Origin of the sequence: Euzebya pacifica (assembly GCF_003344865.1) — a bacterium.
Classification (GTDB): domain Bacteria; phylum Actinomycetota; class Nitriliruptoria; order Euzebyales; family Euzebyaceae; genus Euzebya; species Euzebya pacifica.
Map to the genome: position 1 here is coordinate 2,324,093 of NZ_CP031165.1, position 24,508 is coordinate 2,348,600.

At 66.2% G+C, this 24,508-nt stretch carries 21 protein-coding genes; 12 read left to right on the top strand and 9 right to left on the bottom strand.

Translation table 11 applies throughout. The features are described from left to right. Positions 1 to 112 precede the first annotated feature (112 nt). The 7 genes from DVS28_RS09730 (at position 113) to DVS28_RS09760 (ending at position 8,322) form a co-directional block, all read left to right on the top strand. Positions 113 to 1,282 (top strand): ABC transporter substrate-binding protein, encoded by a 1,170-nt coding sequence (locus tag DVS28_RS09730; protein ID WP_114591269.1) that lies wholly within the window; start codon positions 113 to 115, stop codon positions 1,280 to 1,282. A gap of 28 nt (positions 1,283 to 1,310) precedes the next feature. Beyond that, the gene (locus DVS28_RS09735) at positions 1,311 to 2,579 is read left to right on the top strand and encodes a cytochrome P450 (protein WP_164710303.1); all 1,269 of its coding nucleotides are present in this window, start codon (positions 1,311 to 1,313) and stop codon (positions 2,577 to 2,579) included. Then, positions 2,576 to 3,676 carry a zinc-dependent alcohol dehydrogenase gene (locus DVS28_RS09740; protein ID WP_114591270.1) on the top strand — a complete coding sequence of 367 codons (1,101 nt, stop codon included), beginning with the start codon at positions 2,576 to 2,578 and terminating at the stop codon, positions 3,674 to 3,676. The genes DVS28_RS09735 and DVS28_RS09740 overlap by 4 nt, the downstream gene beginning before the upstream one ends. A 31-nt stretch (positions 3,677 to 3,707) precedes the next feature. Then, a complete protein-coding gene (locus DVS28_RS09745; protein WP_114591271.1) occupies positions 3,708 to 5,336 on the top strand; it encodes a thiamine pyrophosphate-binding protein in 1,629 nt (542 codons plus the stop codon). Positions 5,337 to 5,426: 90 nt separating this feature from the next. Next, on the top strand, positions 5,427 to 6,563 hold the full coding sequence (locus DVS28_RS09750) for an ABC transporter substrate-binding protein (protein ID WP_114591272.1): 1,137 nt from the start codon (positions 5,427 to 5,429) through the stop codon (positions 6,561 to 6,563). Between the two features lie 11 nt (positions 6,564 to 6,574). Further along, positions 6,575 to 7,444 (top strand): ABC transporter ATP-binding protein, encoded by an 870-nt coding sequence (locus tag DVS28_RS09755; protein ID WP_164710306.1) that lies wholly within the window; start codon positions 6,575 to 6,577, stop codon positions 7,442 to 7,444. 65 nt (positions 7,445 to 7,509) lie between these two features. Then, positions 7,510 to 8,322 carry an ABC transporter permease gene (locus tag DVS28_RS09760; protein ID WP_164710307.1) on the top strand — a complete coding sequence of 271 codons (813 nt, stop codon included), beginning with the start codon at positions 7,510 to 7,512 and terminating at the stop codon, positions 8,320 to 8,322. 33 nt (positions 8,323 to 8,355) lie between these two features. Here the strand turns inward: DVS28_RS09760 and DVS28_RS09765 are convergent, their stop codons facing one another. The 9 genes from DVS28_RS09765 to DVS28_RS09805 are packed head-to-tail and all read right to left on the bottom strand — an operon-like array spanning position 8,356 to position 18,396. After that, positions 8,356 to 9,732, bottom strand: a complete 1,377-nt coding sequence (locus DVS28_RS09765; RefSeq protein WP_164710309.1) for a hypothetical protein — start codon at positions 9,730 to 9,732, stop codon at positions 8,356 to 8,358. Position 9,733: 1 nt separating this feature from the next. Further along, positions 9,734 to 10,681, bottom strand: coding sequence for an LLM class flavin-dependent oxidoreductase (locus DVS28_RS09770; RefSeq protein ID WP_164710311.1), 948 nt, complete (start codon positions 10,679 to 10,681; stop codon positions 9,734 to 9,736). After that, positions 10,678 to 11,427: a CoA-transferase subunit beta gene (locus tag DVS28_RS09775; RefSeq protein WP_164710313.1), complete on the bottom strand. Its 750-nt coding sequence runs from the start codon at positions 11,425 to 11,427 to the stop codon at positions 10,678 to 10,680. Before DVS28_RS09775 ends, DVS28_RS09770 begins: the two co-directional genes overlap by 4 nt. Before the next feature lie 38 nt (positions 11,428 to 11,465). After that, positions 11,466 to 12,362 (bottom strand): CoA transferase subunit A, encoded by an 897-nt coding sequence (locus DVS28_RS09780; RefSeq protein WP_164710315.1) that lies wholly within the window; start codon positions 12,360 to 12,362, stop codon positions 11,466 to 11,468. Beyond that, the gene (locus tag DVS28_RS09785; protein ID WP_114591279.1) at positions 12,359 to 12,859 is read right to left on the bottom strand and encodes a pyridoxamine 5'-phosphate oxidase family protein; all 501 of its coding nucleotides are present in this window, start codon (positions 12,857 to 12,859) and stop codon (positions 12,359 to 12,361) included. Before DVS28_RS09785 ends, DVS28_RS09780 begins: the two co-directional genes overlap by 4 nt. 16 nt (positions 12,860 to 12,875) lie before the next feature. Further along, positions 12,876 to 14,021: an acyl-CoA dehydrogenase family protein gene (locus DVS28_RS09790; RefSeq protein ID WP_164710316.1), complete on the bottom strand. Its 1,146-nt coding sequence runs from the start codon at positions 14,019 to 14,021 to the stop codon at positions 12,876 to 12,878. A 3-nt stretch (positions 14,022 to 14,024) separates the two neighbouring features. Next, a complete protein-coding gene (locus DVS28_RS09795; protein ID WP_114591281.1) occupies positions 14,025 to 15,650 on the bottom strand; it encodes a class I adenylate-forming enzyme family protein in 1,626 nt (541 codons plus the stop codon). Then, positions 15,650 to 17,203, bottom strand: a complete 1,554-nt coding sequence (locus tag DVS28_RS09800) for a class I adenylate-forming enzyme family protein (RefSeq protein ID WP_114591282.1) — start codon at positions 17,201 to 17,203, stop codon at positions 15,650 to 15,652. The genes DVS28_RS09795 and DVS28_RS09800 overlap by 1 nt, the downstream gene beginning before the upstream one ends. After that, the gene (locus tag DVS28_RS09805) at positions 17,200 to 18,396 is read right to left on the bottom strand and encodes an acyl-CoA dehydrogenase family protein (RefSeq protein WP_342795436.1); all 1,197 of its coding nucleotides are present in this window, start codon (positions 18,394 to 18,396) and stop codon (positions 17,200 to 17,202) included. Before DVS28_RS09805 ends, DVS28_RS09800 begins: the two co-directional genes overlap by 4 nt. A gap of 155 nt (positions 18,397 to 18,551) precedes the next feature. Here DVS28_RS09805 and DVS28_RS09810 point away from each other — a divergent pair. The 5 genes from DVS28_RS09810 (at position 18,552) to DVS28_RS09830 (ending at position 24,461) form a co-directional block, all read left to right on the top strand. Beyond that, positions 18,552 to 19,705 (top strand): IS3 family transposase gene (locus DVS28_RS09810; RefSeq protein ID WP_114591284.1). Its coding sequence is split into 2 segments (ribosomal slippage): positions 18,552 to 18,804 and positions 18,804 to 19,705, totalling 1,155 coding nucleotides; the frame shifts between segments, so codons are not numbered across the junction. A gap of 218 nt (positions 19,706 to 19,923) precedes the next feature. Continuing rightward, positions 19,924 to 21,156, top strand: a complete 1,233-nt coding sequence (locus DVS28_RS09815) for an aromatic ring-hydroxylating oxygenase subunit alpha (RefSeq protein WP_216826518.1) — start codon at positions 19,924 to 19,926, stop codon at positions 21,154 to 21,156. Continuing rightward, on the top strand, positions 21,156 to 22,418 hold the full coding sequence (locus DVS28_RS09820; RefSeq protein ID WP_114591286.1) for an aromatic ring-hydroxylating oxygenase subunit alpha: 1,263 nt from the start codon (positions 21,156 to 21,158) through the stop codon (positions 22,416 to 22,418). Before DVS28_RS09815 ends, DVS28_RS09820 begins: the two co-directional genes overlap by 1 nt. Beyond that, complete coding sequence (locus DVS28_RS09825; RefSeq protein ID WP_114591287.1) at positions 22,415 to 22,918, top strand: aromatic-ring-hydroxylating dioxygenase subunit beta; 504 nt, start codon at positions 22,415 to 22,417, stop codon at positions 22,916 to 22,918. The genes DVS28_RS09820 and DVS28_RS09825 overlap by 4 nt, the downstream gene beginning before the upstream one ends. Before the next feature lies 1 nt (position 22,919). Continuing rightward, positions 22,920 to 24,461, top strand: a complete 1,542-nt coding sequence (locus DVS28_RS09830) for a class I adenylate-forming enzyme family protein (RefSeq protein WP_114591288.1) — start codon at positions 22,920 to 22,922, stop codon at positions 24,459 to 24,461. Positions 24,462 to 24,508: the final 47 nt, after the last annotated feature.

The following is a 24,508-nucleotide window of genomic DNA, read 5'->3' on the forward strand; positions in this document are numbered from 1 at the left end:
TGTTGACTCACTCTTGAGCGCCGCCGTTCGGCGGAGATGGCATAAGGAGCCGAAAATGCAGACGTGCGAGAAGACGTACAAACGACTGCCAGCTGCGCTGCTGGTCCTAGCAATGTTGCTGTCAGCCTGTGGCAATGCGGAGGAGTCCGTCGCCAGTGACGACGAGTCCGACGATCCGGCCATCGAGGCCCCGGCCCCGTCGGAGGACGAGGCGGACGCTGACGCGGCAGCTGAGGAGCCGGTGGCGGAGGAACCCGAGGCGGAACCGGTCGAGCTGATCTACGCCAACTGCGGGACGATGCAGGCGGCCAACACCGCGCAGACCGCCATTCCGGAGATACTCGGGTTCTGGGAGGACGAGAACTTGGCCGTCGAGGAGGTCATCCTGGCAGGGTCCGGTGAATGCGTCCAGGCCCTGGACGCGGGCAACATCGACGTCACCATTACGGCCACCCCGTCACTTGCGTCGCCGATTGCCCAGGGGGCCGACAACTTGGTTGCCATCGGCGCATACGTGGTCGGCAACATCTACACGCCGTTCGTTCCGGCAGAAAGCCCGATTGAGGAGCCGGCCGACTTCGATGGCTCGACGATCGGCGTTGGCTCGCTCGAGGCGAGTTCGGTACCGATGTTCGTGGCGTTGCTCAACTCGGTCGGATTGGACCGTGACTCCGTTGACTTCGTGCCGGTGGGATTCAGTCCCGGGGAGGTATCGGAGTTCCTTCGTGCCGGCCGCATCGACGCGTACGCGCAGCATGACGGCGCCCAGGCCGCGCTGCAAGAAGTGATGGACATGCGAGCAGTGACCAACGAGACGTTCGAGAACGTGGGCTTCCACGTGATCTTCGCGACCAGGCGCGACGTGCTGGAGGAGAAGCGCGAGGCCCTCGTCGGTCTCATGCGAGGCATCGCCAAGGGCGTGGTTGTTGCTCGTGAGAACCCCGAGGCAGGGGTGGCCATGCTGTACCAGCAGTGGCCGGAGAACCGTCCGACCGGAGTCGCGGACGAGGACTTGATCTCCAGTGGGCTGTCTGGCCTAGTGGCCCGCCTAGAAAACATTCAGCCCGTCGACGGTCTGCTCTTCAATGGCACCCGGGAACAGATGAGCAGCCACTTCGAGGTGCTGATCGCCGCGGAGACCATGCCTGCCCTGGAGGAGCCGATGGACTCCTTCATCGATCGCTTCTGGGATGGTTCCTTGTTGGAGGACACCAACGACTTCGACGCCGATCAAATTGCCGAGCAGGCCCGTAGCCTTGTCGTGGACGACTTCCTGCAGTGACCGCCGCGAAGCGCAGAGAGGTGCAGGGATGAGTACCACGCCCCGATCGACTGGATCGGTGGACTTCGGCGCTGTTCTGTCCACGACTCAGGGAATCAACGACCCCTACCCCGTGTACCACCAGATGCGGGAGCGCCACCCCGTGGTGTGGAGCGAGGAGCTTCAGACCTGGTTGGTCACCAGTCACGAGTTGGTCCGTGAGGTCTACCGCGACCATGAGGCCTTTGGCACGGTCGGGACCACAGCCGGCTCGAGCATGGACGCCCTCAGCGCCGACGTCCGGGCCCAAGTGCCGACGCTCGTCGCGGTGGAAGAAGCTGAGGTCCTGAACGTCGCGCCTCCCGAGGTTCACGCAACGCACCGCGCGCTGGTCAGTAGGCCGCTGTCAGTCCGGCGCCTGGAGGAGCGTCGGGACTGGGTGGAGCAAATGTGTGCAGCGGCGACGGATCGCGTGGTGGGGAGAACGTCCATCGACGTGGTCGCCGACTACGCCACCCCAGTGGCCTATGAGGCCATTCTGGAGATCTTTGGTTCCCCCCGTGAGCACCTCCCGGTGTATCAACGAACCAGCGACGCGTTCTTCACCTTCATCTCCCACGGGGGTGGAACGCGTGAGCACGCCCTGGCGTACGACGCGGCGTTGCAGGCGTTCCGTGACGCCCTCGAGGACGTGTACGCCGACCAGCGTCAAAGGGCCGGCGACGACACGCTCATTGCCTCGCTCCTGGAGGAGGTGGGATCGGATGGCGGGTTCGGGGACTTCGAGCTATTCGTGCTGCTGCGGAAGTTCTTCTCGGCCGGGCATGAGAATTTGATCCACACCGTCGCAGTGGCGGTGATGGAGCTGCTGCGAAGCCCTGACCAGCTCGCCGAGGTTCGCGACTCCCCGAACCTTGCCGCCGATGCCTACGCGGAGGCGGTGCGGTTCGAGGCACCCAACCAGGGGAACGCGCGCATCGTGACCCGGGACATGGACTTTCACGGATGCCACCTTCGAGCGGGCGACCGGGTCATGAACATCAAAGCGGCCGCGGACCGCGACCCAGTTGTGTGGACCGAACCTGACAAATTCGACCTGCACCGCGACCAGCACGAACCCGATGGCGGCAGTGTGGCATTCGGTCAGGGAATCCACTTCTGCGTCGGTGCGGGCCTGGCACGACTGGTCGGCCCAACCGCCATCAACGCCCTGCTCCGGGCACTCCCCGATCTGGAGTTGCCGGAGGACTTCGAGCCGAACTGGCAGCAGGTCCCCCTGCGCCGGAAGCTGGCCGACCTGAAGCTCCCCGCTGCATGAGTGACATGAACACACGGGCAACCGTCATGATCCAGGTGGGCCCTGGACGCCTTGAACGGCGGGATGTCGATGTCCCGCCGCTGGACGTCGGGGGGCTCCTCCGGATCGAGGCCAGCGGGCTGTGCGGCACCGACCTCGAGCAGTTCCTTGACGAGGCGGGGACCAGGCGCTACCCGCTGGTGCCCGGTCATGAGGCCGTTGGATCCGTCGTGGCACTGGCCGAGGAGGCAGCGATGACCTGGCCCGTGGCTCTCGGCGATCGAGTTGTTGTTGAGCCGTTGCTGCAATGCGGTCGCTGCCGCACCTGTTGCGGTGGCGACGGGAGAATGTGTGTGAAGCGGTCCGAACTGGGGGCCTACTCGACGATCCCGTGGTCACGTTCGCCGGGACTGTGGGGGAGTTGGGGGACCCATATGTATCTCGATCCGTCGTGTGTGATGCACCCGATTCCGGACGACCTTCCCGTCGAGCTGGCCGTAATGACGAACTCATTGGCCAACGCCGTCGAGTGGTCGGTCCAGACTCCAGGGACACGTCTGGGCGACCATGTCGTGCTGCTCGGCTGTGGCCAACGCGGATTGATGTCGGTTGTGGCGGCCAAGGCTGCCGGGGCCAAGACCGTGGTGGTCACGGGACTCAGCCACGACCAGCACAAACTGAAGCTCGCCCGCCAACTGGGGGCCGATGCCGCAGTCGATGTCCAGAACGAGGCGCTGCGACCGATCGTGGCGGATGTCACTGGCGGGGACATGGCCGATGTGGTCGTGGACCTCACCCCAATGGACGTGGGTTCATTGGGGGTCGCTGTCGAGGTCGCGGCCGATGGTGGGTGCCTTGTGATCGCGGGACTCAAGAGCGGACGGCCAACCCAGGTTGATACCGACGTTCTCGTGCGGCGGGGACTGAGCCTGCGCACCGGGCTTTCGGCGAGATCCGCGGCGTTCACCCAAGCGGTGTCGCTCCTGGACGGCCGACGCGAAGCGTTCTCCCGCTTGCACACCCACCGATTCCCGCTGGACAACGTGGTTGGTGCGCTCGACGCCCTGCGCGGCAACGCTCCCACGCCGGCCATCAGCGTCGTGGTGGACACCAAGTGAGAAGCATGTCAACGACGAGGAGAGGTTCAGAATGTTAGGGCACGCACTCATCGCCGAAGTCCTGTTCCAGCAGGGAGTGGACACGGTCTTCGGGGTCGTCGGCCACGGCAACATGGCGATGCTGTCGGAGCTGGTGGCCACGCACGGGGTGCACTTCGTTGCCGCCGCCCGGGAGGATGGGGCCGTGTCGATGGCCGACGGGTACGGCAGGGCGACGGGTCGCGTCGCATGCACGACGACCACGTTCGGGCCGGGGCTCACCAACACGTTGACGGGGTTAACGGAGGCGACGCGGAACGGTACGCCGATGGTTGTCCTGACCGGCGCCACTCCACCTGGTGCCTGGCACCGCCAGTCACTGAACGAGACGCTGGTCGCCCGGGCCAGTGGTGCGGGCCACCAACTCGTTCATGGGTTGGACACGATCCGACGCGATGTGACCGAAGCGGTGCATCGCGCCAAGGAGGAGTGCCGACCGATCATCCTCGCCGCGAGCGAGGAGGTGCAGCACGGCCGCACAGAGGGATTGGAACAAGTTCCAGCCCGCGTCATGGCCCGCCACGGACACACGACCCGGCCCGACGCGGACTCGTTGGATCGCGCCCTTGGGATCATCGCCACTGCTCGTCGTCCGCTCCTGCTGGCCGGGCGGGGTGCGGTGCGGTCTGATGCCGGTTCCGCCCTGCGGTCGCTCGCGGAACGATTGGGTGCGCCCACGGCGACCACGCTCCTCAGCCGAGGCTTCCTCGCTGACGATCCATGTCATGTCGGCACGATGGGCTCGATGTCGTCGCAGGCGGGCGCGGCGGTGATTGCCGAGGCCGACTGCATCGTGGGTTTCGGAGCCAGCCTGAACCCCGACACGACGTCGAGAGGAACAATGGTGGATGGCAAGCGGGTGGTGCAGATCGAGTTGGACCCCTCACGTGTTTCGCGCCACCATGATCCAGATGCCGTGGTCATCGGCGATGCTCGGTTGGTCGCTGAGGAGATGGTGGCCTTGCTCACTGATCTCGGTGCCGAGCCGGCCACGTTCCGCTCCGACGGCCTAGCGGCACGCTTGCGGGATCATCGATTCGAGGATGAGTTCACCGATTGCAGCGACGGGGAGCACGTTGATCTGCGCACCGCTGTGCTGGCGTTGGACCGGGCACTTCCGGATCAACGGAGCGTCAGCATCGACGCGGGTCGGTTCATGGTCGCCCCCTCGACGTACATGAGGGTGCAGGACCCGTCGCATCTGCTGTATCCACTCGCGTTCGGTTCCGTCGGTCTCGGCATGGCGGCGGCGATCGGGGCAGCGGTGGCCGCCCCTGACCGTCCTTCCGTTGCGATCATGGGTGACGGGGGCTTCATGATGAGCCTGCAGGAGTTCCACACGGCGGTCCGCAACGACTTGGACCTGATCGTGATGGTCCTCAATGACTCGACCTACGGGGCGGAGTACCACACGCTGAAACGGCAGGGCCATGAGGTGTCCATTTCCACCAATGACTGGCCCGATTTCGTGTCCACCGCAAAGGCATTGGGCGGTACAGGTCATCACGTGAGGAACCTCGATGACCTCGCGTCGTTGGCCACGGTGCTGGACGCTCGAACCGGACCGGTGCTCATTGATGTCACGGTTGACCCCGAAGTGCTCGTCGGGTACGCGGAGTAGCCCCACCGCGAACTCTTCCAATCTTGCTATTTGACAACTAATCCTGGCCTCCGGAGATCCGGGGCCAAGCTGAAAGGACGCGTGAGTCGAATGAAGTCCAAGTGGATCTGGTGTGGAATGTTGGTATTCGCGCTACTGGCGGGGGCCTGCGGTGACGGTTCCGGCGACGAGGTGGATGACGGTGCGTCCTCCGATGGCGGCACCGATGAGTCCCTAGTCGAGGAGGTGACCTTGCGTTATGCCCAGGCCGGGACCATGACGCCGACCAACACCGCACAAGTCGCCATCCCAGAGGTACTTGGCTACTGGGCAGAGGAAGGCGTCGTCGCTGATCAATCGGTGATGCAGGGTTCTGGTGAGGTGGTGCAGGCACTGGACGCCGGCAACATCGACGTCACGATCACCACCACCGCACAAGCCGCTTCCGCCATCGCGCAGGGTTCACCACTGAGGATCATTGCGTCCTACGTCAACGGCAACATCTGGACGCCATTCGTCCCCGAGGACAGCCCGATTCAGGAGGTGGAGGACCTCGCCGGCACCACCGTGGGTGTGCCGAACCTGGAATCCGGAGCGGTGCCGACCTTCGGGGCACTCCTGGGTACCGTCGGCCTGGGTCTGGACGACGTCGACCTGGTGGCCGCTGGCACGGGCCCCGAGGTCGTGGCGCTGCTCGAATCCGGCCAGATCGACGTCTACGCGGCCTCAGACGGGCACCAGGCTCTCGTGCAGCGCGAGAAGGACATGCGCGGCATCACCAACGACGCCTTCGGGGAAATCGGCTTCCATGTCGTGATGGTGGCTCGAGACGACGTCGTCGAGGAACACCGCACCGCCCTCGTTGGCCTGATGAGAGGGCTGTTCAAGGGCATCGTCGTCGCGCGTGAGAACCCAGAAGCGGGGGTGGCCATGCTGTACCAGGTCTTCCCGGACAACCAGCCGACCGGAATGTCTGACGAGGAGGTCATTGAGGCAGGTCTCCCAGGGCTACTGGCGAGGCTGGCCAACATTCAGCCGGTGGACGGCCTGGAGGGCAATACGACTGATGAACAGATCAGGGCCCACTTGGAGTTCCTGATCGCGAACGGGGATCTCGAGACCGATGATCTCGACGGCCTCGTCGCGCAGATGTGGGACCCGAGCTTGCTGGAGGAGGCGAACGATTTCGATCGTGACGCCATCGTGGAGCAGGCAGCCACCCTTGAATGGCAGGCCTACCTGCCGTAGGAAGTCGTGCGATGAATGACGTGCTGACGCAGGACCATGAGCCCACTCGCCGAGTGAGAAGGGACCCGATGACCGGCCAGACATCACCGACAGGACAGGACGCGCTGGTGCGCGTCAGCGGTCTTGGCAAGACGTACCGCAGCACCACAGGTGTGGAGACAACCGCATTGACTGGGGTTGATTTTGGAGTCGCCGCCGGCGAGTTCGTGAGTATCGTCGGCCCGAGTGGATGCGGTAAGACCACGCTGATGAAAATCACCGCTGGGCTGATCTCCCCAACCGTGGGGACCGTGGACTACCGCGGGACGGGAGGCCCGGTGCGGCCGGGCACGTACGGAATGGTGTTCCAGGGGCCGGCGCTCCTTCCTTGGCACACCGTGGAGGAGAACATCATGTTGCCGGCCCGGATCCTCGGACTCGACATGGCGTGGGCGCGGGACAGGGTTCCCGACCTGCTGGAATTGGTTCGGTTGGGGGGGCAGGGCACCAAGTATCCCCGCGAGTTGAGCGGGGGGATGCAACAACGCGTCGCCATCGCGCGTGCGCTGCTGCCGGACCCGGAGGTGTTGTTCATGGACGAACCCTTCGGTGCCCTGGACGCGATGACCCGCGAGGAGCTCAACATGAGCCTTCAGGCGGTCCACCTCGCCGAGCGGAAGACGGTGGTGTTCGTGACGCATTCGATCTCCGAGGCCGTCCTGTTGTCAGATCGCGTCATCGTGATGTCGGCCCGTCCGGGAGCAGTCATCGACCAGGTAGCCATACCTTCGGACCGACCCAGGGATATGGTCAATCTTGGTGAACCACGTTTCCATGAGGCACAGGTGAGGATCCGTGAGGGACTCTCCGGGGCGGTCGACAGCCAGAGGAGCAACCCATGACGACCGACTCACAGGTCACGACGGCCTCCGCGACCACGGACGCGTCGAATGGGCCCGCCACTTCTGTGGCCCCGACCAACGCTCCAGGCACGGTCCGAGGGGTCTGGCTTCGCTACGGGGACCAACTCATCCTTGCCTTGGTGATCATTGGCTCCCTGGTAATGGCCCAGATCGCGGCCACCAACGGGTGGGTGTCGCAGTTCATCCTCCCCAAGCCGACCGACGTCTGGGCCTCCCTGGTGGACGGCTTCACTTCCGGCGTCTACTGGCCCCACATCTCCTCGACACTGCTCGGGACGGGACTTGGCTTCGCGTTTGCGGCGGTCGGGGCGATGGCCCTCGCCGCCCTGATGGTCACGATGGAACGGGTCGAGAACGTGGTGCTCCCCCTCGTCGTGGGATTCCAGTCGCTCCCAAAGATTGCGGTGGCCCCCATCGTCATCCTGTGGCTTGGTTTCGACCTCTCGGGCAAGGTGGTGATCGTCGGCTTCGTCTGCTTCTTCCCGATTCTGCTCAACACGCTGGCGGGACTGAAGATCCGGGACCGGGAACAGCTGGAGCTGCTGCAGTCGTTGGGCGCCACCAAACTGCAGATGTTTCGCTACCTCCGGTTGCCGGGAGCGGTCCCCTACCTCTTCGCCGGTTTCCACGTGGGGATCATCTTCGCCCTGCTCGGGGCCGTGGTCGCGGAGTTCGTGGGCAGTCGTGACGGACTGGGACGCTTCCTGCTGTCGCAGCGAGCCGCCTTCAACGTCGGTGGCGTCTATGCCGTCCTCGTCATTCTGATGGTCATGGGTCTGGTGTTCCGTTGGATCATGCTGTTGATCGAGCGACGGTTCGCCTTCTGGGCCGAGGATGTCTCGCACCGGAACGTGTGAGGTGGCTATCCCTTGAGTCAAGGTGGTCAGGGATCAGCTGCCAATCCAGCCGCTCGCCAGGGCAAGGACGCTGACGAGCAGCCATGAGCGAATGCCGAAACCAAGATTTCCGACAGCGACCGACGCGGGGGTCACTCCGCAGAGGCGCGCCGAGAGGTTCACCACCCCGCTGAAGGGGGAGGCGGCGGTCGCCCCGGTCGCCCCTCCCAGCAGGGCGACTCCCAACCAGGTCGGATCGATCCCGATCGCGCCGGGGTCGATCACCTTCAATAGCAGCACGACCACGATCAATGGATGCAGCCCGGCCGGCATGCAGAGCAACGGCATCGCGGACAGGAGCAGGAGCGCGCCTGGGCCGCCAATCCCGCCGAGCAACGAACCAAGCTGTTCCAGGTAGCCGGCACTCTCGAGCGCAGCCGAGAAGAATCCAACGGCCAGCAGCATGGCCATCTGGGAATCCACGCTCAACAGCTCTTGGTGCAACAGCCGGAGGGTGGTTCCCGCGGCCGCTCGAACTCGGTGGGTCAGCGCCGACCAGATGGCCACGAAGGGGAGGACGAGCACGATGATCGCGTCGATGATGGTCAGCCCGCCCACTCTCCAAGCCACCAGGATCGCGGCGACGAAGCTGAACATCGTGAGACTGACCTGCCACAGGCCTGTGGACGGCTCAGCTCCTCCGGGGTGGGGGCCGTCAGCCGGCGGGACACAGTGGCCAGCCGCGGCGGATCGGCGAGACGCCGCGGACGCGACCCAGTCCACGCACCAGATACCCAGGACCACGAGGAAGCTGGTCGCGATCATCGTCGGAGGAGCGGCGCCGACCTCGGTGAGCACGACGGTGAACATGGCGCTGACGGGTGACCATTGCATGGCGAGCACGAACCCCCGCGTCAGTGCCTGGGCCTCGTGCCCCGGACGCCGTCGAAGGGCGTCGACGTTGGCGTGAACGACCGGTACGGCGCCGATGTTGACGAGGGAGGCGAGCGCCAGGGTGCTCCCCGACATGGCGGCATATGTTCGCCGAGGACTGCTGGTACTCCCGGTGAGTACGGACCCAAGGCCCTGACTGTCCGCAACCAGGCGGAAGGGGACGCTGATCGTCGGGGCGAGCACCAGCAGAACCACGATGTCCAAGAGGTCCCCGAAGCCCAGGAGGGCAGCGGTACCTGTCGACGGGTTGAACGCGATCACCGCCACGCCCGTGACGGTGAGGACCGTCGCCAAGGCACGGTAGAGGCGTTCGCTGAACGGCAGTGTGGCCGCAACGCCAAGCACCGCGGCCACGGCGCGCAGCGTGGCCGCGGGGCCCGGCGGCATCACAATCGATACGACATACGCCGCCAAAATGGTGGCTTTGACACCTGTGAGAAGATGCTGAAGGCGGACCCGACGGGCACCCAGCGGCACCTCAGTCCCCGTCGCGCCCGGTCCTCGACTCAGCAAGCACCGGCAGAACGTCTCGCATGAACCAGTGCGCCTGGGCGAGTTGATTGTCGCCGGCGAACGTCACGTTCAGACGATCAACACCGACGTCGTAGTAGGCGAGTAGCTGAGGGATGACGGCGTCCGGAGGTCCACACACCGTGTGCCGCCGGAAGGGTTCGGGGTCCACACCGTAGTGGCGCTGGAGGAACGGTCCCGCTTCACCCCAAGCCGCATCCACCGTCTTGCCGAGTACGACGCGCGTATGGGCCTCCACCCGTGGTGTGCCGGCACGGCCTGCGGCCTTCCAGAGCTCACGGAGTTCGTCGGCCCGAGAGCGGACTTGGCTGGGGGTGCACCACGCCGACGTCCACCCATCCCCGTAGCGCACCACCCGCTCCAGCGCGACGCGGCTCCGGCCGCCGATCAACAGCGGCATGGCCATCAGCGGGTCCAGATGGGCCTGGTTCACCGCATAGAACGGACCGTCGTGATCCACGACCTCGCCACTCAGGAGTCGGGTGATGATCCCGAGCTGTTCATCGGTGCGCGGGCCCCGTTCGGACGGGTCCAGTCCGGCTGCGGCGAACTCGCGGGCGTGTTCGCCACCCACACCGACACCGCAGCTGACCCCACCCACGCTGAGATGGTGGATCGTCGTCAACATCTTCATGGTGGCGAACGGTTGTCGCAGCGGAAGAACCAACACATTGGGCATCAACGGCAGGGCCGTTCGGGCCGCGATGAAGGCCATCGTGCTGAGACACTCCAAGCTAGTGGTGTACCAGTTGAGGTGGTCACCGACAGTGATGGCCCCCGCCCCTCCCTCTTCCACGACATCGAGAAGCTCGATGAGCGACGAACGGTCGAAGTGGCGTCCCGCGAAGAGTGTGGGAATGCCGATTCCGAGTGAATCCAGTGGCGCGGTACTCATCGTGACAACCATCCAGTAGGGTCGACCCGGCGACGCAAGACGTCCAGGATCTCTGGGGAAGGGGTGGGCGTGGGTTCTCCGGCGTCATGGATGGCTAGGGGAAAACCGGTTCGTTCGCGAACCTCCTCGGGGGCGACCCCCGGGTGCACCGACGCCACACGCATCTGGTCGCGCTCATCAAAATCAAGCACAGCCAAGGGCGTGATGCAAAGTGAGGGGCCCCCGCCCTTGCGAGCCGGATAGGGCGTCCCATCGGGCCTGCGTCGCCCCGCGCCGCTGGCGAAGTCCACCGAGGGGACCATCGTCCGGGTGCGATGTTCGGTGACGCAGAGCATGGTCCGTCCAACCGTCATGGTGATGCCAACGTTGACGAGGCCCGGCCCCCGAACGAGTCCTCGTGACGGACCGGCGTCGACGACGGTCAGGTTGATGTTTCCATAGCGATCGACCTGCATCCCGCCCAGGCAGATGACGTCGAAGGTTCCCTTCTCGGTGTGGTCAAAGACGTCTTGAATGTCGATCAGCGCTTCGGCCGTTGAGAGGTAAGCCTCGTCAGCACCTGAGGGCACGAGCGCCTTTGGGCGTGGATTCACCGCGCCAGAACCGGTGACCAGTGTGAGGTTGGGCGCGTGGGTCTGCTGAGCGAGAAGGCCGGCAGCCATGGGGATCAACGAGACACCACCGACGACCATCACCTCCCCGTCAGCCAGCTCCGCGGCAAGGCGGCACGCCATCAGCTCCTGCACCCCGGCACTGGTTGGTCGCTCCTCCGCAAATGGGTGAGTCATGGCTGGACCCCCAACCGCGAAGCCAGCTGGTCGAGACCGCCGACCGCGGACAGATACTCGCGTTCGCCGCCGTCGATGTAGCGCGAGACGTACTGACGCCAGCCGTCCCCGACCGCGTCATGGTCCTTCGCCGCGTCGAGGTAGGTGCGCAGGTGGTCTTCATCGGCGAGGTAGGCCCCGTGGGTGGCCGCCGGATGAGCGGCGAACGGTGACACCACGACGTGGGACACCATGTAGCTGGGCACCGTGACGCGAGCCGGGGCCGACCTGATGTCATCGTGCTCGACGAGTCGATCGACCGACACCACCACGGTGCGCGAGGCTTTTGCGATCAGGCGATCCGCGAAGGTGGATGCCAGGTGTCGCACGTTCCCGAACTGATCGGCTTCATGGGCGTGGAGGAACGCGACGTCGGGGCTTAGCGGCGGCGCGGCGAGGGCTTCGACGGTGCCGTCTCGTCCGACCGGGATCAGCCAGTCCGCGCCATCGGCCAACGCCGTCCCCTGCAACGACACCACCGGTTGAAAAGGGAGCCCGGCGGCGGCCGCCCGGTACCCACCGATCAGCGACGCCTCATCGCACTCCACCAGCGTCACCCGCTCGTCCTCTATCGCGCGGCGCACGTGCGGCGCGGTGCCGAGGTGTTCGAAGGTGACGTTGGGGAGGTAGGCCTTGCGGACGAGCCCCGCGGCGAACAAATGGTCCGGGCCCACCCCGCTGGCTGGTGAGGACGACAGGGTCAGGTTGCCGACGCCTCGGCGCACCAGTGCCCGGACGAGTGCCATCGGCACGTTGTGGTTCCAGATACCACCAATCGCGAGATAGTCCCCCTCCTGGACCAGGGCGGCGGCCTGGTCAACGGTGAGGAGCTTGCCGGCGCGTGGACTCCTCACTCGGCGGCGCCTGCAGCCGGCTCCGATGGGGCGGGCGGGGTGCGAAGCTCATTGAGGAGGACTGCTCGACGTTGCATGCGCTCCTCCGGGTGGCGACTGTGTCCGAAGTCGTATCGCATGCCATGGATACGGGCTCCCGGGGGGTTGTCCATCTTCACGTGCAGGACGTCGATCTGGACCATCGCGTAGTGGTGTGGAGGATAGGCGGACGCGTCCATGGGTTCTTTGACAATCGCCGCGAGACCCCGGATGCCAACGACGAGGTCGTCGCCCAGCGTTTCCAGGAACACGCGTCCATCACGGCGGATGTTGGCCAGCGTGCGTCCGTTCGAGAACGCCGCGAATCGGAGGGTTCGCTCGTCCAAGGCGATACACGATCCCGCGGCGCTGAGATAGGGGTGTCCGTCAGCGTCCGTGGTCCCGACGATGACCGGATTCCCGCCGACGAGGTGTTGGATGACATTGGTTGGAAGGGTTTGGCCCAGGGGTTGGCTCATGGTGGACGCACCCGGGCTAGAGCCCGAGCTCCTTGGCGATGATGAGACGCTGGATCTCGGAGGTTCCGCCACCGATGGTGTACAGCCGGGCGTCGCGATATTGACGTTGCAGTTCCGACTCCATCATGTAGCTCCAGCCGCCGCAGGCCTGCATGGCCTCGTACACGACGTCGTTCCACATCTCGGAGGCGACCATCTTCACCATTGAGCTCTCCTTCCTGGCGGGCAGGCCCTGGTCCACCAGCCACGCCGCGTGCTGCGTCATCAGACGAGCACCCTGGATCGATGCAGCCATGTCGGCGAACTTCTGCTTGATCATCTGGAAGGACGTGATTGGCCGGCCGAACTGCTCGCGGGACACCGCGTAGTCCCGGGCCACGTCGAACGCGCGTTGGGCGCTGCCGGTGCAGTGGGAACCGATGATGAGCCGCTCGGCATCGAGACCCGAGGACAGGGTGGACTGCCACGCACCGTTGAGATCGCCCAGCAGATTCTCGGCAGGGACGGCCACGTCGTCGAAGTAGACCTCGCACGTGCTGACCATCCAGTTGCCCAGCTTGTCCATACGGCGGATCTCGAGGCCGTCGAGATCGGTGGGGACGATGAAGGTTGAGATGCCCTCCCGAGCCGGTGCGGACGGGTCGGTTCTGACTGCGACGATGAGCCAGTCCGCTTGATCGGCTCCGCTGGTGTAGACCTTCTGTCCGTTGATCAGGTAGTGGTCACCGTCGCGGGTGGCGCGGGTCTGCAGGGCCGCGGCGTCGGAACCGGCGCCGGGTTCGGTCAGCGCCACGGCCACCATTGACTCCCCGCTGGCGATGGGTGGGAGATATGTCTCCTTCTGCTCCTGGGTACCGACGCGGCTGATGACGGTTCCGCCGTAGCATGCGGACCGCTGGAACGCCGCGGAGAGCCCGGTCGCGCAGTAGCTGAGCTGCTCGGAAAACAACACGGTGTCGAGCACGCTCGCGCCAGTGCCGCCGAACTCCTCCGGGATGGTCAGTCCCAGCCACCCCTGCGCACCCAGCTTGCGCCAGACCTCATCGGGGAACTCATGGGCCTGGTCCCACTCCCGAATCTTCTCGGGCGGGGCCTCCCGAGCCATGAGGGCACGGACGCTCTCTTGCATCATTCGTTGTTCGTCAGTGAGTGCGAAGTCCACGAATCATCCCTTTCGTGTCGGTGAAGCAGCGGACTGGTCGACCACGAGCCTGAGCGCGCGCTTGTCGACCTTTCCGCCAGGTGAGCTTGGGAACTCGTCCAGAACGTGCAGGAATTCGGGCCAAACGGACTTGCTGACGCCCTCGGCCTCGAGGTGGTTGAGAAGGCTCGGCAGGTCGAGGACCGCGTCCGGCTTGAGACGGACCACGGCCGCGATGCGCTCGCCCAGCACTGGGTCCCGCCGACCGACGACCGCCACCTCCCGAACTAACGGGTGGGTTCGGACCGCCGTCTCGACCTGCTGCGGGCTGATGTTGGCACCGCCGCGGATGATCAGGTCCTTCGTCCGGCCGACGATGACCAGGTAGCCATCCGCGTCGAGGAAACCAAGGTCGCCGCTCCGCACCAGCGTCTCGGGTCGTGCGTCGGCCGGGTCCTCAGGGTAGTAGCAGGTGATCATGTCCGGCCCCCGAAGCGCCACTTCACCCACCACCCCTTCGGCACAGTCACTGCCGTCCTCGTTCAGCACGGCCACATCGGTCCAGGGCATCGCTGTTCCGGCCGTCTCGCGCCTCTTGTTGACCGGGTCGTCGGGGCTGATTGCGCAGGCGGCCCCCACATCGGACAGGCCGTAGTCGCTGATCACCGGAATCCTGAGGGTGTCCTCAAAATCGTGACGGGCGGCAACCGGGAAGGCGTCACCGCCCGACTGGAACATCCGGACCGACGACAGGTCAGAGGTTCGCTCACGGGCAGCGTCCAGGAGCCGCATCGCGTGTGTCGGCACACCCAGGAGAATGGTCGGCCGGTGACGCTCCGCGAGGTCTAGGGCGAAGTCGGCGTCGAACCGGGGAACCATGAGGCGCCGGAGACCGGGGACCAGCAGTGGCAGCACGAACCCATGCAGGTACCCGATTCCCTGGACCAGGGGTGACAGCACCAGCACCGCGTCGCGGTTGGAGAGCTCGAGGCTTCCCAGGGTCTTGAGCTTCTTGCGCGCCATCGCGATCCACGCCCGGTGGGTCCGAAGGGCAATCTTTGGGTGCCCGGTGGTGCCGGCGGTCGGCATCATGATGTAGTCGCGAGCGGAGGCCTCCACTTCCCAGGGAGCGGTCTCCGGGGACCGTCCGGAGCGGATGACGTCAAGGGAGCCAAGCTCCCTGCCGTCCCCGGTGTCGGGATAGGACAGGAACCGCATGCTGGCCGGAAGATGAGTGGCGATCCGGGGAGCGGAGCCGGTGGGTGCCACCAGGGCATCTGCGTCCGCCTGCTCCAGCAGGGCGGCAACGTCGGCGCTCGGGAGGCGACTTGGGAGAGTCAGCGTGACCGCTCCCAACGACGAGAGGGCCGTGTGCAGGATCACAAACTCCACGTGATTCCCGGTGTGCAGCCCCACCACCGACCGGGGGCCGACGCCGGCGGCCAGCAATGAATCGCAGGCACGGGCGATCCCCGTTTCGAGTTCGCGCCCGCTGACTGTCCAGCGGCTGTCGGTCATGAGCAGGCCGTCCCCGGTTGCGGCCGCGGAGGCCAGCATCAGGCCGTGAATGGTGTCGTCGGTCCACGCCCCTGACCGGACATAGCCATCGACTTCGTCGGACCGAAGGCGGGAGGTCACCTCACGCAGCATCAGCTTCCGACCTCCTCACGCAGACGCTGACGCAACACGGCCTTCTGCACCTTTCCCGATGAGTTTCTTGGCAGACCGGGAAGGACATCGAGGCGCTCGGGCCAGCGATAACGCGCCACACCACGATCCTCTAGAACTTGCAGGACGTCCTCGAAGGTGGGAGCGACCGCACCGCTGCGGGCGACCACGAAGGCGGCGATCCGCTCGCCGAGGCGGTCGTCTGGCGCCGCCACCACCGCCACTTCGGCGATGTCGGGGTGGGCCAGAAGGTCGTTCTCAACGTCCTTGGAGCTGATGTTGGTCCCGCCCCGGATGATGATGTCGGAGATGCGATCGATGACGCGCAGGTAGCCGTCCTTGTCCAAGCGGCCGACGTCTCCCGTGCGATACCAGCCACCGGCGAGCGCCTGAGCCGTTCGTTCCGGCTGGCCGAGGTATCCTTGGAACAGGGTTGGGCCGCCAACCAGGATTTGGCCGGCCTCGCCAGGACCCAGGATGGCGCCGTCGGGGCCGGCGATGGCGATGTCAACCCCCAACAAGGCCGGTCCGTCGCTCCCCGACAGCAGTTCCGGGGGGTCATCTGGGTGCCCGTTGGTTGCGGCCAGACACTCAGTGGACCCGTACATCGGGCTGACGACCAGGCTCAGCTCATCCGCGGCGTGCTCGACGACTTCGCTGGGGATCGGCGAACCCCCGCAGGTGAACACGCGCAGGCTGTCCAGCTGGTCGTGGCTGACCGCGGGGTCATTGAGCAGGTCGAACAGCATCGTTGTCGGGGCGATGCTGTATGTGCAGCGGTGCTCGGCCACCAGCGCCGCGGCTGTTCTGGGGTCCCAGGCCGGCATCATCACTAGAGTGGCGCCGACCACGAGGGCGCAGTGAACCATGCCGTGGGTGCCCGTCCCTGTCGTGATGGGGACCGCGACCAGGAATCGATCCGCCGGGGTTAGGTGGTTGCGTTCGGCCACCGCGGTCGTGCAGTGCATCAGCGATCGCTCGGTGTGAAGGGGCAGCTTCGGAAGCCCCTCAGTGCCAGAGGAGTGGAGGGCCACGGCTGGCTCATCAAGGCCGACTCCGGCGCGGAGGTCCGCTCCCGGTCCGTCCAGGTCCACCAGGGGCAGCTCCCCGCTCCGCGCCGGACGGCCCCCCGCCACGACACGGAGGAGGTCGGGGCGGTCAGCGGCGATGGCCTCGGCGACCGCGGAGTTGTCGTCACGGTTGTACACCAGCACACGGCTGGCGGACCGGCTGACTACGTGGCCCACCTCTGGGAGGCCGAAGCGGGGCGACAGCGGGCCCAGCACCATGCCACCATGCGCGGCGGCCACCGCCATGACGACGAAGTCGGCGGTGTTTGGCAGCTGGACCGACACCACGTCGCCCCGAGCCACCCCCTGTGCGCGGAGCCCCGCAGCCACCGCCCGCGCCCGGCGGTCCAGCTCGCCGTAGCTCAGCGTCAGCTTCCCGTCCACGACGGCCGGATGGTTTGGTCGGTACTTCGCGTGCCACGCAACCTTGGTGGACAGGGTCGCGGAGGAGGCTGCGGACGTCACCGGCGTGACCGCCCGCGGACCTGTTCGGAGAGCAGGATCCGTAGGATTTCACTGGTGCCTCCGGTGACCTCGGAGACCTTCGCGTCCCTGAAGTGCCGGTTCACTTCATACTCCTCTGACATGCCGTAGGCGCCGAAGAGTTGGACCGCATCGCGTGACACGTCCATGTAGGCCTCCTGGGCGAACAGCTTTGCCGTCAACACGGCGCGACTCGCGGGAAGGCCCCGGTCCTTCAACATCGCGGCCCGAAAGGTCAACGTCCTCGCACACTCCAGGGCCACGACCATGTCGGCCACCTTGGCCTGCGTCATCTGGAAGTCCCCCAGCTTCCGCCCAAAGAGTTCGCGCTCCTCGATGTAGGCGGCCACCGCTCGCAGGACGCCGGCGATTCCTCCGCTGATCCGGGCGGCGACCATTAGCCGGGCCTCCTCCAGGGCCGACATGGCCACCGCGAAGCCGCGTCCGGGCTCTCCGACCAGGTTTTCGGCGGCGACCTCGCATTCGTCCATGACCAGCTCGCCAACGCTCAACGCCCGCATCCCGAGCTTTCCTCGCATGATGGTTGTGGTCAGACCCGGGGCGTCGTGCGGAACGATGAAGGCGGAGATTCCCTTGGCGCCCACCGAGCCGGGTTCGGTACGGGCGAACGTCAGAAAGAAGTCACCGTCATTGGCCCAGTCGATCCAAGTCTTTGCCCCGGTCAGCACGTAACCGGCGTCGGTCCGCTCGGCACGGGTGCGCATGGCCGACGCGTCCGACCCGGAGTCGGGTTCGGTGAGTGCGTAGCCGGCCAGAGCGGTGCCTTCGGCCAGTGGCCGCAACCACCGTTCCCGCTGGGCATCGGTGCCGTGTGTCAGGAGGCCGCGTCCCACAGGGCCGCTGGCCATGGCCACGAGCGAGCCGAGGACCTGCCACCGCGACGAGACCTCCTCGACCACCAGCGCGTGACTGACGTGGTCCAACCCTGCCCCACCCCATTCGACAGGAATGGTGCCACCAAGCAGACCCGCCTCGCGCAGGGGGGCCACCACCTGCGGTGGGAACTGCTCGTCGCGTTCCGCGTCGGCCATGTGCGTCAAGACCTTGGACTCAACCACGGCCCGCGCGGTTTCGCGCAGCATTGCCTGCTCAGATGTCAACGGAGTCCCCGCGACGTCATTGAGAAGTGCTTCGTCGGTTCGAATGGCCCTCAACTCCTATTTGCTTGTCCACAAACAAACGCGTTTGGCAATGTAGACGGGTCGCGTCCGGACAGTCAAGGACTAGCCGTCAGCGGATGGTGTCGGGCGGATTGGAGTGATCCCGGTTCTGTGGACACTGCCCCTCTTGTGAGGAGGATGGAGCCACGATGTCGAGGAGCCGCCCGCCATACGCGCCTGACCTGCGTGAGCAGCTGATCGCCTTGGTGAAGGCCGGTCGCACGCCGGAAGAGCTGTCACGCGACTACGAGCCGACTGCCCAGACGATCCGCAACTGGATCGCTGCCGATGCGGCCGAGGACGACCCGGATCGGCTCGGCCGGGCTGAGCGTGATGAGCTCGTCCAGCTCCGCCGGGAGAACCGGATTCTGCGCGAGGAACGCGAGATCCTGCGAAAAGCCGCGGCCTGGTTCGCTGCGGAGACCGACGCGACGCCCCGGAGGCGTTCGCGTTCATGAAGGCGCATCAGGCCGAGCACGCCGTCGCGACGATGGCCCGACTGCTGGAGGTCTCCACCAGCGGCTACTACGCGTGGCTGTCCCGCCCCGACAGCCAGCGCACGATCGAGGACCGCGAGCTGACCGACCGGATCCGCCACCACCACGCCGAGTCGCGCGGCACCTACGGCGCCGGACGCATCCACGCCGACCTGCGCGCCGAAGGCTGCGAGGTGGGTGTGAAGCGTGTCGCACGGCTGATGGCAAACGCTGGACTTGCCGGGATCTCGCGCCGCCCCAAAGGCAAGACCACCCGACAGGACCGCGCCTCAGCTGCCGCCCCGGACCTGCTCGAGCGCGACTTCACCGCCACCGGGCCGGACCAGAAGTGGGTGGCCGACATCACGTATGTCCCGACGTGGCAGGGCTTCTCCTACCTCGCGATCGTGCTGGACGTGTGGTCCCGTCGGATCGTGGGCTGGGCGACCGCGCCCACCCTGCACACCCAGGTTGTGCTCGACGCGTTGAACATGGCGATCTTCCGCCGGCCTGAGGCGGTGATCCATCACAGCGACAAGGGCTGCCAATACACATCGATCGCCTTCGGGCAGCGTTGCAAGGAGACCGGCATCACCCCGTCGACCGGGTCGACCGGCGACTGCTTCGATAACAGCATGGCCGAGAGCTTCTTTGCGTCGCTGGAGTGCGAGCTGATCGACCGCACCCGGTTCGCCACCCGACACGAGGCCGACCTGGCCGTCATCGACTACATCGAGGGCTTCTACAACACCCGCCGGCGCCACTCCGCGCTGGACTACCGTTCACCCATCAACTACGAGAACGACGCCGCCCCCGAGGCGGCCTGACCCAAACCCGCCCCCGTCCACGAAACAGGGGTCACTCCAGATCGCAGGAGGAGCGGAGTTCCGTTTGGTGGAACGGTGGGGTGTTGGTCTGGGGGTGGGGTTGGTTGGGTGGTGGTGTTCGTGGGGGTGGAGCCGATTTGGAGGATTTGATGGTGGAAGCTGGTGGGCTGGTTGTGGATGACCCGTCGCGGGGCCTGTTTCGTGTCGATCGGACGGTGATGACGTCGGCTGCGGTGCTGGATGCGGAGATGCAGCGGGTCTTTGATCGCTGTTGGTTGTATGTGGGTCACGAGTCGGAGGTGGCCGAGCCGGGGGAGTACCGCCGTCGGGTGGTGGCGGGCCGGTCGGTGATCTTCGTGCGTGGTGCCGACGACGAGGTGCGGGTGTTGCACAACAGTTGTCCGCACCGGGGTGCGATCGTGTGCCGCACCGATGAGGGGGTGGCGACGTCGTTTCAGTGCTTCTATCACGCGTGGACGTTCGCCACTGACGGGGCGCTTCGGGGGGTGCCGGGGGTCCAGTCCTATCCGGAGGGGTTCGACCAGGCGGAGCGGTCGTTGGTGCCGGTGGCGCGGGTGGAGTCCTACCGAGGGTTCTGGTTCATGTGCCTGGATGCCGACGCCGAACCGTTGCGGGACTACCTGGCTGACGCCTGCGAGCTGTTGGACGTCATCGTGGACCAGTCGCCGTCTGGTCGGTTGCGGGTGGTGCCGGGCCGGCAGTCCTACAGCATCCGGGCCAACTGGAAGCTGTTGGCGGAGAACAGTTATGACTCCTATCACGGCACGCCGACCCACCAGACCTACTTCTCGTATCTGCAGGCCACCGGTGGGACGTCGGATCAGGGCGACCTGAAGCGGCGGGGCGCCGCGCGGCCGTTGGGCAACGGGCATGCCTGCATCGAGTACTCCGCTCCGTGGGGCAAGCCGGTGGCCCGCTGGGTGCCCACCTTCGGGGAGCAGGCCCGGGAGGAGATGGCTGTGGTCCGCGCGCAGCTGCACGACCAGCACGGCCCCGAACGGGGTGCACGGATCACCGACACGATGCGCAACATGGTCATCTTCCCCAACCTGGTCGTCAACGACATCACGGCATTGACGGTGCGGACCTTCCAGCCAACCGGCCCCGACACGATGTCGGTGGACGCCTACGCGCTGGCCCCGGTGGAGGAGGAGGGCGAGGCGCTGCACCGACGGCTGCAGAGCTTCCTCGAGATCCTCGGACCGGCCGGGTTCGCGACCCCTGATGACGCCGAGGCGCTGGAGTCCTGCCAGATCGGGTTCGCCTCCGGTGGGGTGACCCACAACGACATCTCCAAGGGCTACGGCACCACCGAGCGCGACGGCGAGCTGCAGATGCGCTCGTGGTGGCGCGAGTGGAACCACCGGATGACCGGCCAACCACGACAAACCGCTGGCGTCGAGTCCGCCGCGGCGGCAGAAGGAAGCTGATGCAGCACATTGACTTTGACCCGCTCGTGGAGCCCACGAGGATCCACGGCAGCCTCTACACCTCCCCGGCGGTGCACGACGCGGAGATGACCCGCATCTTCCACCGGGGCTGGGTGTTCCTCGCCCATGACTCCGAAATCGCCAATCCGGGTGACTACGTGACCCGGACGGTCGGCGGCCAGCCATTGATCGTGGCCCGTGGCCGCGACAACGTCGTGCGGGCGTTCTTCAACCGTTGCACCCACCGGGCGAATCTGGTGTGTCGGGCCGATCAGGGGACCGCCTCGTCGTTCCGCTGCCCGTACCACGGCTGGACCTTCGCCAACGACGGGACCCTGACCGGTGTCCCGATGCGTGAGGGGTACGGCTCCGCCCACGAGGACACGCAGGCCCGGCTGGGCCTCGCCGAGATCGCGGACCTCGACACCTACCGAGGTTTCGTGTTCGGCCGGCTGACGGGCACCGGCCCGCCGCTCATCCAACACTTGGGACGCGCCACCACCGCCATCGACCGGGTGGTCGACCTGTCGCCGACCGGGAAGCTGGACCTGGGCAACGGGTGGATCCGCCACCAGAACAGGGCGAACTGGAAGACGCTGCTGGAGAACCAGGTCGACGGGTACCACGCACTGTTCGTCCACCAGTCGGTGTATCGGGCCGTGTCCCCCCGTCGCGCCGAGTACGGGTCCGGAGACACCAGGATCGCAGTGCGGGACCTTGGCAACGGGCACTGCGAGATCGACTACACCGACGAGTGGCGCCGGCTGGACCAGGAGTTCGCATGGTTCGGCAATATCGATCGTGACCGCGTCCCCCGCTACATCGAGGCGATGACGTCGGCGCGGGGCGACCGTCTGCGGCAGCTCCTCGTTGACGGACCGCCCCACACCGTGATCTTCCCGAACCTTTTCCTCGCCGAACTCAACGTGATGATGTTCGAACCGGTCGCTCCTGGCGAGACCGTCGTGCACACCGCCCCCGCGCGCTTGGATGGTGGCGAGGAGATGAACGAGCGGATACTGCGACGCGCCGAGGGCGCCATGGGACCAGCGGGCTTTCTCATCGCCGACGACGCAGACATGAGCGAACGCAACCAGATCGGGTTGAAGGCAGGCACACCCGAGTGGGTGGAGCTGAGCCGGGGCCTTGAGTCGGAGGAGACCGACACCCGCGGGACCCACAGCTTCGACGAGTCCGCCGAAACGACCCAGCGGGCGATCTGGCATCACTACCGCACGGTCATGCAGGGGAACGTCGCATGACCGCGGCCCACGACCAGGCCGACCCGGCTGCCCCGTGGGGCGTACCCGCCGACGCCCTTGCCTTCCTGATCAAGGAGGCCCGTCTGGCCGACGAGCACGCGTACGAAGCGTGGGAGTCCCTGTGGGACGACGAGGCCCTGTACTGGGTGCCACGCGACCCTGAGCGCCCCTGGGACACACAGTTCTCCTACATCGCGGACAACCGTGCACGGCTGCACAGCCGGATCGCGCAGCTGTGCACCGGCCACCGCTACTCCCAGGTCCCCCAGTCCCGGATGCGTCGAATGCTGTCCAACTTCGAGGTCACCTCCCAGGACGCCGAGCTGACCCAGGTGGCCTGCAACTTCGTCCTTCACGAATACCGGCTGGGGGCAACCGTGTGGGCGGGGCGCTACCGCTACACAATTGCTCACCGCACGGATGGCCTGCGGCTTCGAAAGAAGGTCGTGGAGCTCGTCAACGCGGCTGGCCCAATTCCGACTCTGGGATTCTTGATCTGAGATGACGTCCTTGATCGTCGGCGACATTCCGCGCCGGAATGCCCGCCGCTTCCCCCACAAGTCCGCGGTGGTCTGTGAGGACCGCACCCTGTCGTGGGCGGCGGTTGATGAGCGGGCGAACCGGCTGGCCACCGCATTGCTCGAGAGTGGCCTACGGGCGGGTGACCGGGTCGTGGTCTGCGCCCGCAACTGCTTGGAGTGGCCGGAGATCGTCTTCGGGTTGGCCAAGGCAGGGCTTGTCCTCGTTCCGATCAACACCCGGTTGGCCGTGGACGAGGTCGCCCACGCGTTGGCGACCGTCGAACCAGGTGCCGCGATCGTGCACCGGGACCAGTCGGCCGACCTGGGCGAGGCCTTCGCCGATCCCTTGCTTCCGGCCCTGGTGATCGGGGGCAGCGAGCTGGGCCGCTCCTACGACACGGCCCTCACCCACGGTCGGGCCACTGACCCGACACCGACCGACCTCCGGGGGGCCGATCCGAGAACCCTCCTGTTCACCAGCGGCACAACTGGACGGCCGAAGGCCGCGATCCACTCCCACGAGGGGATGATGCTGGCAGCGCTGGACCACTTGGTCCTCACCGGAGGCACGCACGATGACGTGTGCTTGGCGGCCACGCCGTTCTTCACCGCCGGCGGGATGATGCGGACACTGAACTGGACCCACCTCGGCCAAACGATGGTCGTGATGCCACGGTTCGACGAGGCCGCCGCACTCGACCTCGTCCAGCGCCATCAGATCACCACCACAATCATGGTGCCGACCATGCTGGCCAGGGTGCTCGATGCCCTCACCCCGGACCACGACACCTCGTCGCTGCGGTTGCTCGGCTACGGGTCGGCCCCTGTCCCAACCGCGCTCGCCGAGGAAGCCACGGAACGGTTTGGCGTCCCGCTGTTCCAGCAGTACGGCTCGACCGAGACGGGGGGCTTGGTGACCTTCCTGTCCCCCGATCACCACCGCCGGGCACTGCACGGGGAGGACCATCTCCTCACGTCGTGTGGAGTGGAGACCCCGCTTGCGGAGATCCGGATCATGGCCGAGCCCGGGGTGGAGGCAGAGGCGGGGGCGCTCGGGGAGATCGCCGTCCGTGCACCGTCGGTGGCCCATGGCTACTGGGGCAATCCACAGGCCTGGGAAGCCAGCACCGACGACGGATGGCTCCTGACTGGCGATGTCGGACGACGGGACGAAGAGGGCCTCATCTACTTGGTCGACCGCAAGAACGACATGATCGTCAGCGGGGCATTCAACGTGTACCCGGCCGAGATCGAGCGCGTGCTCACCAGCGACCCCCGCGTGCGCCTCGCCGCGGTCATCGGGGTGGAAGATCACGATTGGGGCGAGCGTCCCGTCGCCTATGTCGTGCCGCGACAGGGCGCCGACGTGGACGGGCTGGCGGAGGAGCTGCGGCTGCTCTGCCGGGTACAGCTCGCCGGGTACAAGCAGCCCCGCGAAGTGCATCTGCGCAACGACTTGCCCATCACGGCGGCCGGAAAGATTCTCCGCCGCGCCCTGCGTGAGCCCACCCAAGTCCACTGAGTGGAACGCGGTTCGCGCGTTCATTGTCCAAAGGTCAGATAATCACC

Excerpts from the sequence above, each read along its gene's own strand:
- DVS28_RS09815 (WP_216826518.1), top strand. The coding sequence starts at position 19,924 with ATGACGTCGGCTGCGGTGCTGGATGCGGAGATGCAGCGGGTCTTTGAT.
- DVS28_RS09825 (WP_114591287.1), top strand. The coding sequence starts at position 22,415 with ATGACCGCGGCCCACGACCAGGCCGACCCGGCTGCCCCGTGGGGCGTA.
- DVS28_RS09770 (WP_164710311.1), bottom strand. The coding sequence starts at position 10,681 with ATGAGTACCGCGCCACTGGATTCACTCGGAATCGGCATTCCCACACTC.
- DVS28_RS09795 (WP_114591281.1), bottom strand. The coding sequence starts at position 15,650 with ATGCTGCGTGAGGTGACCTCCCGCCTTCGGTCCGACGAAGTCGATGGC.
- DVS28_RS09745 (WP_114591271.1), top strand. The coding sequence starts at position 3,708 with ATGTTAGGGCACGCACTCATCGCCGAAGTCCTGTTCCAGCAGGGAGTG.
- DVS28_RS09785 (WP_114591279.1), bottom strand. The coding sequence starts at position 12,859 with ATGAGCCAACCCCTGGGCCAAACCCTTCCAACCAATGTCATCCAACAC.
- DVS28_RS09750 (WP_114591272.1), top strand. The coding sequence starts at position 5,427 with ATGAAGTCCAAGTGGATCTGGTGTGGAATGTTGGTATTCGCGCTACTG.
- DVS28_RS09830 (WP_114591288.1), top strand. The coding sequence starts at position 22,920 with ATGACGTCCTTGATCGTCGGCGACATTCCGCGCCGGAATGCCCGCCGC.
- DVS28_RS09730 (WP_114591269.1), top strand. The coding sequence starts at position 113 with ATGTTGCTGTCAGCCTGTGGCAATGCGGAGGAGTCCGTCGCCAGTGAC.
- DVS28_RS09755 (WP_164710306.1), top strand. The coding sequence starts at position 6,575 with ATGAATGACGTGCTGACGCAGGACCATGAGCCCACTCGCCGAGTGAGA.
- DVS28_RS09740 (WP_114591270.1), top strand. The coding sequence starts at position 2,576 with ATGAGTGACATGAACACACGGGCAACCGTCATGATCCAGGTGGGCCCT.
- DVS28_RS09820 (WP_114591286.1), top strand. The coding sequence starts at position 21,156 with ATGCAGCACATTGACTTTGACCCGCTCGTGGAGCCCACGAGGATCCAC.
- DVS28_RS09735 (WP_164710303.1), top strand. The coding sequence starts at position 1,311 with ATGAGTACCACGCCCCGATCGACTGGATCGGTGGACTTCGGCGCTGTT.